The sequence below is a fragment of the Streptomyces sp. NPDC111656 genome (assembly GCF_055656965.1).
This window is the reverse complement of record NZ_JBVKCA010000006.1, coordinates 391743-406247: the sequence shown is the minus strand read 5'-3', so window position 1 is coordinate 406247 and position 14505 is coordinate 391743. Positions and strand designations below refer to the sequence as shown.

Below are 14505 nucleotides of genomic sequence, written 5' to 3'. Positions count from 1 at the left end.
CGGCAGGCTCGTCGGCATGACAACACACGCGAACGAACTCGCGGTGGACGTGCGGGGGCTGCGCAAGCAGTACGGAGACGTGACCGCCGTCGACGGCATCGACCTCGGCATCCGCCGCGGCGAGGTGTTCGGCCTGCTCGGACCCAATGGCGCGGGCAAGAGCACCACGGTGGAGATCCTCCAGGGCAACCGCGGGAGGGACGCGGGCGAGGTGTCCGTGCTCGGCGCGGACCCGGCGACGGGCACACGCGCGTGGCGCTCACGGGTCGGCATCGTCTGGCAGGACGAATCGGCGCCCGCGGAGTTGACGGTCGACGAGACCGTACGGCACTTCGCCCGCTACTACCCACGGCCCCGCGACCCCGAGGAGGTCATCGGGCTCGTCGGTCTGGAGGCGAAGGCGGGCAGCCGCATCAAGGCGCTCTCGGGCGGCCAGCGCAGGCGTCTGGACGTGGCGCTCGGGGTGATCGGCGGCCCCGAGCTGCTGCTCCTGGACGAACCGACGACCGGCTTCGACCCGGCCGCCCGCCGCCAGTTCTGGGACCTGATCCGGAAACTGGCCGACGAGGGCACGACCATCCTGCTCACCACGCACTATCTGGAGGAGGCGGAGGCGCTGGCGCACCGGCTCGCGGTCGTCGCGCGGGGCCGCGTCGTCGCGGAAGGCGAACCCGCCGCGCTCCGCGAACGCTTCGGGACCGAGGCGACCGTCGAGTGGACGGAGGCCGACGGCACGACGCGCCGCGAGCGCACGGACACCCCCACGCGCACGGTCGCGGAGCTCACCCGCCGCTTCGACGGCGAGATACCCGGGCTGAGCGTGACCCGCCCGACCCTGGAGGACGTCTATCTCCGGCTGACCGGACAGGAGAACGCGCGATGACCCTGACGACCGTACGCGTACGAGGGGAGGCCTCCTCCGTGCGACTGCCCGGAGCCTGGGGCCTCGGCCTGCGACGCGGCGCCCTGGAGATCAAGCAGTTCTTCCGACAGCGCGACCAGGTGGTGTTCACCTTCGCCTTCCCCGTCGTCTTCCTGTTCCTCTTCGCGTCGATCTTCAGCGACGACGTGCGGGGCGCGGGCATCACCGCCTCCCAGCTGTACGTCCCCGCGATGATGGCCGCGGGCATCATGTCCACCAGCTTCCAGTCCCTCGGCATCTCCATCGCGATCGAGCGGGACGAGAAGGTGCTGCGGCGGCTGCGCGGCACTCCGATGCCACCGGCCGCGTACTTCCTGGGCAAGATCTGGCTGGTCCTGGTCACCGGCCTCATGGAGACGGCGATCCTGCTCGTCGTCGGCACGTCGCTGTACGACGTGAAGCTGCCCTCGGATCCCGCCAAGTGGGCCGACTTCGCCTGGATCTTCGTCCTGGGCCTGACGGCCTGCGCCCTGCTCGGCATCGCGATCAGCTCGGTGCCGAAGTCCGGCAAGAGCGCCACGTCCGTCGTCGTACTCCCGTTCCTCGTGCTGCAGTTCATCTCCGGGGTCTACATCGCCATCGACACGATCCCCGACTGGATGCTGAATATCGGCGCCCTGTTCCCGCTGAAGTGGATGTGCCAGGGGCTGCGCGGGGTGTTCCTGCCCGAGTCGGCGAAGGTCCTGGAACAGGCGGGCGGCTGGGAGTTCGGGCGGATCGCCCTGGTGCTGGGGGCCTGGTGCGTCGGAGGATTGCTGCTGTGTCTGCTGACCTTCCGCTGGAAGAACCGCCGCGACGGATGACCGAACGGATCGCCGGACCCGGCGGCACGACGAGCTCGTACACCTGGGACCGCTCCTTCCGGCTCTGGGACTCGTACTTCGCCCTCGTGTGCGTGGCCACCCTGGTGTTCGTGCTCGGCACGGGGCATCCGGGGTGGCACCTGCGCCTCGTCTCGGCGGCGCTGTTGGTGGCGCTGATTCCTTGGTACGTGATGGTGGGGCGTCCCGTCCTCGGCGGCGACCCGCCCGACGAACGTCGGGCCCTCGGCTATCTCGCGGGGACGATCGTGCTGTTCCTGCCGTCGGGGATCCTCGTCGGTGAGACCCGGCTGATGACCTTCGCGCTCGTCCCCCAGTGCTTCATCGCGCTGCGCCTGCGCTGGGCGCTGGCGGCCGTGACGGTCATCAACATCGCGCCGGTGGTGGGTTGGGCGCTGCTGTGGTGGCCGAGCGACCAGGATGTCTTCTTCAACTCGCTCTTCGCCGTGGTCACCCTCGTCTTCTCGGCGGCTGTCGGCAGCTGGATCATCCGCATCATCGAGCAGAGCCAGGAACGGGCCGAGCTGATCGCCGAACTGGACGCCAGCCGCCACGAGCTCTCCCGGCTCTCGTCGGCGCACGGCGCGCTGGCCGAGCGGGAACGGCTCTCCCGGGAGATACACGACACGCTCGCGCAGGGCTTCACGAGCCTGCTGATGCTGGTGCAGGCGGTCGAGGCCGAACTCGACCACGACGTTCCGCAGGCCCGCCGCCACCTGTCCCTGATGGCGGAGACGGCCCGGCAGAACCTCGCCGAGGCGCGGGCCCTGGTCGCCGGGGGCGCGCCCGCCGATCTCGACGGGGCCTCGCTGCCCGACGCGCTGCGCCGGCTGGCCGCGCGTCACGAGGCGACGGTCGACGTCACCGGCCCCGTGCGCGCGCTGCCCGCCGGGCCCGAGGTCGTGGTCCTGCGTTCCTGCCAGGAAGCGCTCGCCAACGCCCGTAAACACGCGGGGAGTTCGTCGACGATCGCGGTCGCCCTGACGTACGCCCACGATTCGCTGACGCTCTCCGTACGGGACGACGGCCCCGGCTTCGACCCCGCCGCGCCGGTCGGCGGTTACGGTCTGACCGGGTTGCGTGCCCGGGCCGCGGAAGTGGGCGGCAGGGCTCAAGTGCGCAGCACGCCCGGCGAGGGCACGACCATCACCGTCTGTCTGCCCGTTCCAAGGAGTGACTCGTGATCCGCATCGTCCTGGCCGACGACCATCCCGTCGTACGGGAAGGGCTGCGCGCGATGCTCAGTGCCGAGCCCGACCTCGATGTGATCGCCGACGCGTCGAGCGGCCCGCAGGCGGAGGCGCTGGCGGCCGAACTCCGGCCGGACATCGTCCTGATGGACCTGCGGATGCCGGGGGGCGGGGGTGTGGACTCGATCGTGCGGATGACCGAGGCGGGGTTGGGCTGCCGGGTCATCGTGCTGACGACGTACGAGACGGACCGGGACATTCTGCGGGCGGTCGAGGCCGGAGCCGCGGGCTATCTCCTGAAGGACCTCCCTCGCGCCGAACTCGCCGACGCCGTCCGCTCCGCCGCGCGCGGCGAGACCGTGCTGGCCCCGTCCGTCGCCGCCCGACTCGTCGACCAGCTCCGTACGAAGCCGGAGCGGCCGAGGTTGTCGGAGCGTGAGACGGCGGTGCTGCGGCTGGTGGCGGAGGGCTGCACGAACGCCGAGATCGGGCGCCGCCTGTTCATCGGCGAGTCCACCGTGAAGACCCACCTGCTGCGGGCCTTCACCAAACTGGGGGTGGACGACCGAACCGCGGCGGTGACGAGCGCGATGCGCTTCGGCCTACTGGACTGACGCCCACCCCGAGGCTTTCCGGGGCGCGGCCCGGCCCAAGGGGCGCGGGGAACTGCGCGACCAGCCCCCACCCGCCCGCACCCGAAGAACCCACCCGGGGGTCCGGGGGCGGAGCCCCCAGGGATGGATGGGACGGGTAGAGGCGGCGGGGGCGAGAAACCCGGCCCTCAGCCCAGACGCGTCTCGAGCTCCGCCACGATCTCGTTCACCCCGACCGCCACCTGCTCACCGGACTCCATGTCCTTGAGCTGCACCACACCCTCGGCGAGATCCCGCTCACCGGCGACGACCGCGTACCGCGCCCCCGACCGGTTCGCGTTCTTCATCGCCCCCTTGAGCCCCTTGGCCCCGTAGGAGAAGTCGGCGGCGACACCGAGCTTGCGCAGCTCGGTCACCTTGGCGAAGAGCACCCGCCGGGCCTCCTCACCGAGCGGAACGGCGAACACGCTCGTGGCCGCGGGGATTTCGAGCGAGACCCCCTCCGCCTCCAGGGCGAGCACCGTGCGGTCGACACCGAGCGCCCAGCCCACCGAAGGCAGCGCGGGCCCGCCGATCATCTCGGACAGCCCGTCGTAGCGCCCGCCGCCGCCCACCGCGGACTGGGAGCCCAGACCGTCGTGGACGAACTCGAAGGTGGTCCGCGTGTAGTAGTCCAGGCCGCGCACCAGCTTGGGGTCGTCCTCGAAGGCAACCCCCGCCTCCGTGATCAGCTCGCGCACCTCCTCGTGGTACGCCTTGCACGCGTCGCAGAGGTAGTCACGGAGCAACGGCGCGCCCACCAGCTGCTTCTGCACGTCGTCGCGCTTGTCGTCGAGGACCCGGAGGGGGTTGATCTCGGCACGGCGCAGCGTGTCCTCGTCCAGGTCGAGGCCGCGCAGGAAGTCCTGCAGGGCGGCCCGGTACACCGGACGGCACTCCTGGTCGCCCAGCGAGTTCAGCAGGATGCGGAAGTCCCGCAGCCCCAGCGACCGGTACGCCTGGTCCGCCAGGATGATCAGCTCGGCGTCGAGCGCCGGATCCTCCGCACCGATCGCCTCGGCGCCGACCTGCGAGAAGTGGCGGTAACGGCCCTTCTGGGGACGCTCGTAGCGGTAGTAGGAGCCCGAGTACCAGAGCTTGACGGGGAGGTTGCCGGCCTTGTGCAGGTTGGCCTCCAGCGCGGCGCGCAGTACGGAGGCCGTGCCCTCGGGGCGCAGGGCGAGCTGGTCGCCGCCCTTGGTCTCGAAGGCGTACATCTCCTTGGTCACGATGTCGGTGGACTCACCGACACCGCGCGCGAAGAGCTCGACGTTCTCGAAGCCGGGCGTCTCGATGTAGCCGTAGCCGGAGTTGCGCAGCGGCGCGGCGATCGCCTCGCGCACGGCGAGGTACTTGGCGCTCTCCGGCGGGATCAGGTCGTACGTGCCCTTGGGGGCCTTGAAGGTGCTCACGAAAGTCTCTCGTCACATTCCTCGTCGGGGAGCGGGTTCGGCGCCGCGCGCTTGGCGGTCCGCCGCCACCTGCCGCAGATACGGGTTGGTGGCTCGCTCCTGGCCGATGGTCGTCTGGGGGCCGTGGCCGGACAGCACCACGGTCGAGTCGTCGAGCGGCAGACACACACGGGCCAGCGAGCCGAGCATCTCGTCCATGTCACCGCCGGGCAGGTCGGTGCGTCCGATGGAGCCGGCGAAGAGCAGATCGCCCGAGAAGAAGACCGACGGAATGTCTGATCCGTCGCGGGCTTCGGGCATCTGGAAGGTCACCGACCCCTTCGTATGGCCGGGCGCGTGCGCGACGGACAGCTCCAGACCGGCCAGCTCCAGCCGCGTGCCGTCGGTGAGCGTCCGTACGTCGTCCGGCTCCCCCACGGTCAGCTCGCCCATCAGCGGCATGCCGATGGAGCGGCCGAGCGCCCGCTCCGGGTCGCTCATCATGTACCGGTCGTCGGGGTGGATCCAGGCCGGAACGTCGTGGGCACCGCAGACGGGCACGACCGAAGCCACGTGGTCGATGTGGCCGTGGGTGAGGACGACGGCGACGGGCTTGAGCCGATGCTTCTTGAGTGCGTCCTCGACTCCCTGGGCGGCCTGATGGCCCGGGTCGATGATCACGCACTCCTCACCGGCGGCGGGGGCGACCAGGTAACAGTTGGTGCCCCAGGCCCCGGCGGGGAACCCGGCAATGAGCACGATCGTCCTTCGTGGTGGCGTACGCGTGATGCCGTACGGGGTGGGTGGCTGTGGATCAGAGCCTACCGGCGCTGCCGATTCCTCAGCTAACCCATATACGGTACGGGGCACACGCAGGCGGTCGGCTCACAAGACGCACGCGTCCCACTTGACGTACGAGACGCATGAGGAGATAACCCGGTGGTCACCCAGGAACAGCGGCGGCGTCAGCTCGCCCGGGAGAAGTTCTTGCGGCAGCAGCAGCGGCGTACGGCCGCGCGGCGCAAGTCACACATGCGCAATACGGTGGTCGCGTCGGTCCTCGGCGTGGTCGTCGTCGGCGGTGTGGTGTCGTACGCGACCGGGCTCTTCAAGGACGACGGCAAGAAGGCCAACGCGGGCGCGCAGGTCACTCCGAGCGCCTCCCCGACCAGCAAGGCGCCGGACCCGTGCGCCAAGCCCGCCGAAGGCGCGGTGAAGTCGCTGAGCTGGAAGACGGAGCCGGCGATGACCATCGACAAGGCGGCGGACTACACGATGAAGCTGGCGACGACCTGCGGCGACATAGACGTCGCGCTGAAGACGGCCGCGGCCCCGCACACGGTGAACTCGTTCGACTTCCTCGCGGGCAAGGGGTTCTTCGACCACACCAAGTGCCACCGGCTCACCACGAACGGCATCTACGTGCTGCAGTGCGGTGACCCGAAGGGCACCGGCAGCGGCGGTCCCGGGTACACGATCCCGGACGAGAACCTGAAGGACACCAGCCTCAAGGGCGGCATCTACCCGGCGGGCACGATCGCGATGGCCAACACGGGCCAGAAGCACACCGGTGGCAGCCAGTTCTTCCTGGTGTACCAGGACAGTCAGCTACCGGCCAGCTACACACCGTTCGGAACTATTTCCAAGTCCGGCCTCACGGTTCTCAAGAAGATCGCCGCGGCCGGAGAGAGCACAGGCCAGGGCGACGGGGCGCCCAACGCGACGGTCGTGGTCAACAAGCTGACCGTGACGAAATCCTGACCGTCAACTGCGAAATTTCGGTCGCGCTGGATGCGGACAGCCGCCGGGCTGGTCGCCTATGTTGGCCGTGACGAAACTGTGGACGATGCCCAGGGGCGCTGAAGCCCCTCGCAGGCATCATGTGGAGGAGGCGCTGTGAGCAGCGACCCGTGGGGCCGCGTCGACGAGACGGGGACCGTGTACGTGCGTACGGCCGACGGCGAGCAGGTCGTCGGTTCCTGGCAGGCCGGCTCCCCTGATGAGGCGCTGGCCTACTTCGAGCGCAAGTACGAAGGCCTGGTTGTCGAGATCGGCCTCCTCGAACGACGAGTGAAAACCACCGACCTGTCGTCGAAGGACGCCCAGATCGCGATCGACCATATTCGCGAACAGGTGGACGCCCACCACGCGGTCGGCGATCTCCAGGCGCTGAAGAAGCGGCTGGACAAGCTCGTCGAGACGGTCGACGCGCGCCGTGAGGAGCGCAAGGTCCAGCGTGCGAAGCAGTCCGACGAGGCGCGGCACTCCAAGGAGGCGCTGGTCGTCGAGGCGGAGGAGCTGGCGCAGAGCGACCAGTGGCGGGCGGCCGGTGAGCGGCTGCGCTCCCTGGTGGACACCTGGAAGGGACTGCCGCGACTCGACCGCAAGTCGGACGACGAGCTGTGGCACCGCTTCTCGCACGCGCGCTCGGCGTTCTCCAAGCGCCGCAAGGCGCACTTCGCCTCGCTGGACGCGCAGCGCGAGGACGCCCGCAAGACCAAGGAGAAGCTGGTCGCGGAGGCCGAGTCGCTGTCCGCCTCCGCGGACTGGGGTCCGACGGCGGCGCGTTACCGCGAGCTGATGGCGGACTGGAAGGCCGCGGGCCGCGCGCAGCGTGAGCACGAGGACGACCTGTGGAACCGCTTCCGCGGCGCCCAGGACGTGTTCTTCGCGGCGCGCAGCTCGGTCTTCGCCGAGCGGGACGCCGAGCAGTCGGAGAACCTGAAGCTCAAGGAGGAGCTGGCCGAGGAGGCCGAGAAGCTCGTCCCGGTGCAGGACCTGAAGGCCGCCCGCGCTGCCTTCCGTTCCATCAACGAGCGCTGGGAGGCCATCGGCCACGTGCCCCGCGACGCCCGCCCGAAGGTCGAGGGTCGGATGCACGCGGTGGAGCGGGCTCTGCAGGAGTCCGAGGAGACCGAGTGGCGCCGGACCAACCCGGAGGCACGCGCGCGTGCCGAGGGCCTGACCGGTCAGCTGCAGGCCGCCGTGGACAAGCTCCAGGGCCAGATCGAGACGGCGCGCGCCGCGGGCAACACTTCGCGGGCCGACAAGCTCCAGAAGGAGCTCGAGGGCCGTCAGGCGCTGCTGGACCAGGCGTTGAAGGGTCTCCAGGAGTTCGGCGGCTGAGGCGGCCGGGTTTTCCCGCCACTACGTAGAGGGGCTCCCGTACGGTTCGTACGGGAGCCCCTCTACGTAGTGACCCGTTGACGACCGCGGCCGGGCCTCGGACGTCAGGACCCGTCGGAGGGCCTGCGCGCCGAAGTCACCCGGTACACGTCGTACACGCCCTCCACGCCCCTGACCGCCTTCAGGACGTGTCCCAGGTGCTTGGGGTCGCCCATCTCGAAGGTGAAGCGGGAGGTGGCGACGCGGTCGCGGGACGTCTGGACGGCCGCGGACAGGATGTTGACGTGCTGGTCGGACAGAACGCGGGTGACGTCCGACAGGAGCCGGGAGCGGTCCAGGGCCTCGACCTGGATGGCCACCAGGAAGACCGAGGACTGGGTGGGCGCCCACTCGACCTCGAGGATGCGCTCGGGCTCGCGGGAGAGCGAGTCGACGTTGACGCAGTCGCTACGGTGCACCGATACGCCGCTGCCGCGGGTGACGAAGCCGATGATCGGGTCGCCGGGGACGGGCGTACAACAGCGGGCGAGCTTGACCCACACGTCCTCGACGCCCTTGACGACGACACCGGGGTCGGCGTTGGAGCGGCGCTTGCGGCCACGCCCGCGCGCGGGCGGAACGCTCTCGTCGATCTCCTCGGTGGCCGCCTCCTCGCCGCCGAGGGCCTGCACCAGCTTCTGCACGACGCTCTGCGCGGTGACATGGCCCTCGCCGATCGCCGCGTACAGCGAGGAGATGTCGGGGTAGCGCATCTCGTGCGCGAGGGTGACCAGGGAGTCGCCGGTGAGGATGCGCTGGATCGGCAGGTTCTGCTTGCGCATCGCCCGGGCGATGGCGTCCTTGCCCTGCTCGATCGCCTCGTCGCGGCGCTCCTTGGAGAACCAGGCGCGGATCTTGTTGCGGGCGCGCGGGGACTTCACGAAGCCCAGCCAGTCGCGGGAGGGGCCCGCACCGGCCGCCTTGGAGGTGAAGACCTCCACCAAGTCGCCGTTGTCCAGGGTGGATTCGAGCGGGACGAGGCGTCCGTTGACCCGTGCGCCTATCGTCCGGTGGCCGACCTCCGTGTGGACCGCGTACGCGAAGTCCACCGGTGTCGCGCCGGCCGGGAGCGCTATGACGTCACCCTTAGGCGTGAAGACGAAGACCTCGTTGCGGGACAGGTCGAAGCGCAGGGACTCCAGGAACTCGCTCGGGTCCTCGGTCTCCTTCTGCCAGTCGAGCAACTGGCGCAGCCACGCCATGTCGTTGACGGTGTCCTGACCCGCGCTGCCCTTGGCCGCCCGGGGCACGTCCGTACGGATCTTGGAGGAACCGGCGACGGTCTCCTGCTTGTACTTCCAGTGCGCGGCGATGCCGTACTCGGCACGGCGGTGCATGTCGAACGTGCGGATCTGGAGTTCGACCGGCTTGCCGTTGGGCCCGATGACCGTCGTGTGCAGCGACTGGTACATGTTGAACTTGGGCATCGCGATGTAGTCCTTGAACCGGCCTGGGACCGGGTTCCATCGCGCGTGCACGGTGCCGAGGGCCGCGTAGCAGTCGCGGACGGTGTCCACGAGGACGCGGATGCCCACCAGGTCGTAGATCTCCGCGAAGTCACGGCCTCGTACGATCATCTTCTGGTAGACGGAGTAGTAGTGCTTCGGGCGGCCGGTGACCGTCGCCTTGATGCGGGCGGCGCGCAGGTCGCCCTGGACCTCGTCGGTCACTATGGCGAGGTATTCGTCGCGCTTGGGGGCGCGCTCGGCGACCAGGCGCACGATCTCGTCGTACATCTTGGGGTAGAGGATCGCGAACGCGAGGTCCTCCAGCTCCCACTTGATGGTGTTCATACCCAGGCGGTGGGCGAGCGGCGCGTAGATCTCCAGGGTCTCGCGCGCCTTCTTCTCCTGCTTCTCGCGCTTGAGGTAGCGCATGGTGCGCATGTTGTGCAGGCGGTCGGCGAGCTTGATGACCAGGACGCGGGGGTCCTTGGCCATGGCGACGACCATCTTGCGGACGGTCTCGGCCTGCGCGGCCTCGCCGAACTTGACCTTGTCGAGCTTGGTGACGCCGTCGACGAGCAGGGCGACCTGGTCGCCGAAGTCGCGCTTGAGCGTGTCCAGGCCGTACTCGGTGTCCTCGACGGTGTCGTGCAGGAGACCGGCCATCAGCGTGGCGGGGTCCATGCCCAGCTCGGCGAGGATCGTCGTGACGGCGAGCGGGTGCGTGATGTACGGGTCGCCGCTCTTGCGCTTCTGACCGCGGTGCCAGCGCTCGGCGACCTGGTAGGCCTTCTCGATCTGCCGCAGCGTCGACGTCTCGATCTTCGGGTCGTTGCTGCGCACTATCCGCAGCAACGGCTCCAGGACCGGGTTGTACGGGTTCGAGCGCTGCACGCCGAGCCGGGCCAGGCGGGCGCGGACGCGGTTGGAGGAGGAGCTCGGGCGACCGGACGGGGCGGCTGCGGAACGGACCGCCGGAGTCTTCGCGGGGCGCTCCGAAGGGGCCGGCTTGGGGCGTGGCTGCTCGGCCGCCTTGTCGTCGGGCGCGGACTGGGCGTGCTCGACCGGCCCGCTCGTGGCGTTCTTGGCGGGCGTCGCCGCGGGGGCCGAGGCAGGCTCGGGCTTGGCGGCGGTGAGTGGCTGGGCCTCGTCTGGCAAGAGGGCTCCTCGTGCGCGTTCCGGGTCCCCCGGTCAGGCTCCGGAAACCCCATGGTAGCGATCCTGGGCGCCGGGCTCGCTTTCGGCCGCTGTGACGACCTCGTACAGGAGGAACGCGAGAGGCGGGCTCCGGATTCCTCCGGGCCCGCCTCCACGGTGTCCTACGGGTGTCTCAGGGCCTTCCCAGGCCTTTCCCGGGGCTTTCCCCCAGGTGACGCGAACGCGGCCCTCAGACCTTGAGGAGCGCCTCCAGCGGAGCGCCCGCGAGAGTCGGCTCCAGACGGCCGCGGCCGCCGAGGAACCCGAGCTCCATCAGCACGGCGACGCCCGCGACCTCGGCGCCCGCCCGGCGGATGAGCTGGAGCGAGGCCTCGGCGGTGCCGCCGGTGGCGAGGACGTCGTCGACGACCAGGACGCGGTCGATCGCGCTCAGGTCCTCGGCGTGCACCTCGATCTCGGCCGAGCCGTACTCCAGGTCGTACGCCTGCGACAGGGTCGCTCCGGGGAGCTTGCCCGCCTTGCGTACGGGGATGAAGCCGATGCCGGCGCGGACGGCGACCGGGGCGCCGAGGATGAAGCCTCGGGCCTCCAGACCGACGATCTTCGTGGCCTCGGCGCGCACGGCGATCTCCGCCAGGGCGTCGGTGAGCACCGTGAAGGCCGCCGGGTCCGCCAGGAGCGGGGTGATGTCCTTGAACATCACACCCGGCTCCGGGTAGTCGGCCACGTCGCGGATACGGCTGAGCAGCAGCGTCGTGATGTCCGTGAGCTCGGTCATCGGCGCTTCCCCGAGGGTCGGCCGCGACCGCGGTTGCGGGACGCGGGCTGGTTGCGCGGGCCGACGACCATGGGCCCGTCGTCCTCCGGCTCGTCGTCCAGCATCACCTCGGTGACCTCGGACTCCAGGGGCTCGCCCTTCGCGGCGGCCTGGGCCCGCTTGGCGAGGACGCGCTTCCTGAGGGCCTTCATCTGCGGCTCGCGCTCCTTGAGGTCGGCGACGAGCGGCGTGGCGATGAAGATCGAGGAGTACGCACCGGCCGCGAGGCCGACGAACAGCGACAGCGAGATGTCGTTGAGCATGCCCGCGCCGAGCACACCGCCACCGATGAACAGCAGGCCCGCGACCGGCAGCAGCGCGACGACCGTGGTGTTGATCGAACGGACCAGGGTGCCGTTGATCGAGCGGTCGGCGATCTCGCTGTACGTGTAGCGGGTCTGCTTGGTGATGTCCTTCGTCTGCTCCTTGAGGCTGTCGAAGACGACGACCGTGTCGTAGAGCGAGTAACCGAGGATGGTGAGCAGACCGATCACGGTGCCCGGGGTGACCTCGAAGCCGACCAGGGCGTAGATGCCGACCGTGATGGTGATGTCGTGGATCAGGGCGACGAGCGCGGCCACGGCCATGCGCCACTCGAAGGCGATCGCCAGGTAGATCACGACGAGGACCATGAAGATCGCCAGGCCCTCCCAGGCCTTGTTGGCGATCTGCTCACCCCAGCTGGGGCCGACCAGGTCGGCGTTGATCTTCTCCGAGTTGACGTTCAGGTCCTTGGCGAGCTCGTCCTTGATCTTGTCGGACTTGTCCGTGTCGATGCCGGCGATCTGGATGCGCAGTCCGCCGTTGCCGAGCTTCTGGACGACCGCGTCGTGGCCGGACGCCTCCTGCGCGTACGTCTCGGCCTGGGACACCGAGACGCTGGTCTTCTCGGTGGTGAAGACGGCGCCGCCCTGGAACTCGATGCCCATGTTCAGGCCGCGCACCGTCAGCCCGAGGATGGCCGTGATGGTGATCAGGATCGAGATGCCGTACCAGATCTTGCGCTTGCCGACGAAGTCGTAGCCGATCTCGCCGCGGTGGAGCCGGGCGCCGAGGGTGCCGAGTTTCGACATCTCACGCCTCCTTCGGGTCGACGGGGGCGGAGGGACGGCGCGTACGGCGCAGTGGTGGTTTGGCGCCCAGGGCCTTGGGGTCGAGGCCGGACCACTTGTGGCCGCTCGCGTAGAACTTCCGGCGGGCGAGGAGCGTCATCAGCGGCTTGGTGAAGAAGAACACGACGACCACGTCGAGCACCGTGGTCAGACCGAGCGTGAACGCGAAGCCCTGGACCTTGCCGACGGTGACGATGAAGAGCACCGCGGCGGCGAGGAACGACACGAAGTCGGAGACCAGGATGGTGCGCCGGGCGCGCGGCCAGGCACGCTCGACAGCCGGGCGCAGGGAGCGACCCTCGCGGATCTCGTCCCGGATGCGCTCGAAGAACACGATGAACGAGTCCGCTGTGATACCGATCGCGACGATCGCACCACAGACCGCAGGCAGGTTCAGTGCGAAGCCGATGGTGGGGCCGAGCAGCGCCATGATCACGTAAGTGAGGGCACCCGAGACCAGCAGGGAGGGGATGGCGATGATCGACAGGCCCCGGTAGTAGAGCACCAGGTAGATGACGACCAGTGCGAGGCCGATGGCGCCCGCGATCAGACCGGCGTGCAGCTGCTCGCCGCCGAGCGCGGCGGTCACCGTGGTGACGCTCGACTCCTTGAAGGTGAGCGGCAGCGCGCCGTACTTCAGCATGTTCGCCAGGCTCTGCGCCTCGGTCTGGTCGAAGCTGCCGGAGATCTCCGCGCTGCCGCCGGTCAGCGCCTGCTGGACGAACGGGTCGGAGACGACATCACCGTCGAGGACGATCGCGAACTGGTTCTGCGGGGACTGGTTCTGCGCGAGCTTGCCGGTGATGCTGGCGAACTTCTTGGAGCCACCGGAGGTGAACTCCATGGTGACCTTCCAGCCCGCCGCGCTCTGGGTGTCGAAGACGGCCGCGGCGCTCTTGATGTCCGTGCCCGAGACCTCGGCGGGGCCGAGAACGTACTTCTGCCACTGGCCCGAGGAGTTCTTGCCGCAGGCCACGGTGGGGTCGGTGGCCTTGGAGCCTTCGCCGGCCTTGGCGCGCTGCGCCTCGTCGGTGCAGTCGAGCGCCGTGTACTGAGCCTGGAGCTTGGTGGCCGCGGCACTGGCGCTCGCGCTGCTGCTCGCCGACGGCGAGGCGCTGGAGGAGGCCGAGGGGCTGGCCGAGGAGCTCGCGGACGGCGTGGAGTCCGCCTTCAGGGCGTCGGTGACCGCGCGGCCCTGGGAGGTGGCGGAGGACGTCGGGCTCGCGGAGCTCGACGAGGTCGCCTTGTCGGTGGCCTTGTCCGTGGCCTTCGAGGAGGAGCTGCTCGAGGCGCTGGGCGACGGGCTGGCCGACGCGGCCGAACCGGAGACCTCGGTGGCCAGGACCGGACGGAAGTAGAGCTTCGCGGTGGTGCCGACCTGGGCCCGGGCTTCCTTGGAGTTCGTGCCCTTGGGGATGTTGACAATGATGTTGTCGGATCCCTGGGTCTGCACCTCGGCCTCAGAAACGCCGAGACCGTTGACACGGCGGTTCATGATGTCGACCGCGGTGTTCATGTTGGTCTTGTTGATCGCGTTCGGCTGGCCCGGCTCGTTCTTCGCCGTGAGCGTGATGCTCGTGCCGCCGGCGAGGTCGATGCCGAGACGCGGGGTCGGATGCCCGGAGAGGAACATCCCCCCCGTGAGCGCCGCGATGGCGATCAGGATGAAGGCCAGCGAGCGCCCCGGCCTGCTCTGGGCGCTCGCGCTCCGGCCCTTCTTCGGTGCTGCCACCTTCTCGTACTCCCTCTCGGGCCGCCGTGCGCGGGGTCAGCGCGGGGGCGGCCATGACATGGTGTCGGGATTCCGTGCGAAACCGCAGGTCCCGGAGGTGCGGAGCGCGAACGGATCGCG

At 69.6% G+C, this 14505-nt stretch carries 12 protein-coding genes; 6 read left to right on the top strand and 6 right to left on the bottom strand.

Annotated features, from left to right (window positions below; all coding sequences use genetic code 11):
- Window positions 1-16: 16 nt before the first annotated feature.
- Genes ACZ7M3_RS20840 through ACZ7M3_RS20825 form a run of 4 tightly spaced genes read left to right on the top strand, consistent with a single transcriptional unit; the run spans window position 17 to window position 3547 of the window.
- Window positions 17-883 carry an ABC transporter ATP-binding protein gene (locus tag ACZ7M3_RS20840; RefSeq protein WP_067365961.1) on the top strand — a complete coding sequence of 289 codons (867 nt, stop codon included), beginning with the start codon at window positions 17-19 and terminating at the stop codon, window positions 881-883.
- Window positions 880-1725, top strand: a complete 846-nt coding sequence (locus tag ACZ7M3_RS20835) for an ABC transporter permease (RefSeq protein WP_351541222.1) — start codon at window positions 880-882, stop codon at window positions 1723-1725. The genes ACZ7M3_RS20840 and ACZ7M3_RS20835 overlap by 4 nt, the downstream gene beginning before the upstream one ends.
- On the top strand, window positions 1722-2927 hold the full coding sequence (locus ACZ7M3_RS20830) for a sensor histidine kinase (protein ID WP_472065026.1): 1206 nt from the start codon (window positions 1722-1724) through the stop codon (window positions 2925-2927). The genes ACZ7M3_RS20835 and ACZ7M3_RS20830 overlap by 4 nt, the downstream gene beginning before the upstream one ends.
- Window positions 2924-3547: a response regulator gene (locus ACZ7M3_RS20825; protein ID WP_266416313.1), complete on the top strand. Its 624-nt coding sequence runs from the start codon at window positions 2924-2926 to the stop codon at window positions 3545-3547. Before ACZ7M3_RS20830 ends, ACZ7M3_RS20825 begins: the two co-directional genes overlap by 4 nt.
- A gap of 167 nt (window positions 3548-3714) precedes the next feature.
- On the opposite strand, the gene hisS is transcribed toward ACZ7M3_RS20825, so the two are convergent.
- A complete protein-coding gene (gene hisS, locus ACZ7M3_RS20820) occupies window positions 3715-4977 on the bottom strand; it encodes a histidine--tRNA ligase (RefSeq protein ID WP_472065024.1) in 1263 nt (420 codons plus the stop codon).
- 12 nt (window positions 4978-4989) lie between these two features.
- Window positions 4990-5715 (bottom strand): MBL fold metallo-hydrolase, encoded by a 726-nt coding sequence (locus tag ACZ7M3_RS20815; protein ID WP_060902378.1) that lies wholly within the window; start codon window positions 5713-5715, stop codon window positions 4990-4992.
- Window positions 5716-5895: 180 nt separating this feature from the next.
- On the opposite strand from ACZ7M3_RS20815, the gene ACZ7M3_RS20810 reads away from it, so the two are divergent.
- Together ACZ7M3_RS20810 and ACZ7M3_RS20805 are read left to right on the top strand one after the other, a co-directional pair.
- The gene (locus tag ACZ7M3_RS20810) at window positions 5896-6717 is read left to right on the top strand and encodes a peptidylprolyl isomerase (RefSeq protein WP_472065022.1); all 822 of its coding nucleotides are present in this window, start codon (window positions 5896-5898) and stop codon (window positions 6715-6717) included.
- A 135-nt stretch (window positions 6718-6852) separates the two neighbouring features.
- Window positions 6853-8082: a DUF349 domain-containing protein gene (locus ACZ7M3_RS20805; RefSeq protein ID WP_472065020.1), complete on the top strand. Its 1230-nt coding sequence runs from the start codon at window positions 6853-6855 to the stop codon at window positions 8080-8082.
- A gap of 104 nt (window positions 8083-8186) precedes the next feature.
- On the opposite strand, the gene ACZ7M3_RS20800 is transcribed toward ACZ7M3_RS20805, so the two are convergent.
- The 4 genes from ACZ7M3_RS20800 to secD form a co-directional block, all read right to left on the bottom strand.
- Window positions 8187-10724: a RelA/SpoT family protein gene (locus ACZ7M3_RS20800; protein ID WP_095855776.1), complete on the bottom strand. Its 2538-nt coding sequence runs from the start codon at window positions 10722-10724 to the stop codon at window positions 8187-8189.
- Window positions 10725-10953: 229 nt separating this feature from the next.
- Window positions 10954-11502, bottom strand: a complete 549-nt coding sequence (locus ACZ7M3_RS20795) for an adenine phosphoribosyltransferase (RefSeq protein ID WP_472065018.1) — start codon at window positions 11500-11502, stop codon at window positions 10954-10956.
- Complete coding sequence (secF, locus tag ACZ7M3_RS20790; protein WP_095855774.1) at window positions 11499-12614, bottom strand: protein translocase subunit SecF; 1116 nt, start codon at window positions 12612-12614, stop codon at window positions 11499-11501. The genes ACZ7M3_RS20795 and secF overlap by 4 nt, the downstream gene beginning before the upstream one ends.
- A gap of 1 nt (window position 12615) precedes the next feature.
- Window positions 12616-14385: a protein translocase subunit SecD gene (secD, locus tag ACZ7M3_RS20785; protein ID WP_472065016.1), complete on the bottom strand. Its 1770-nt coding sequence runs from the start codon at window positions 14383-14385 to the stop codon at window positions 12616-12618.
- Between the last annotated feature and the right edge of the window lie 120 nt (window positions 14386-14505).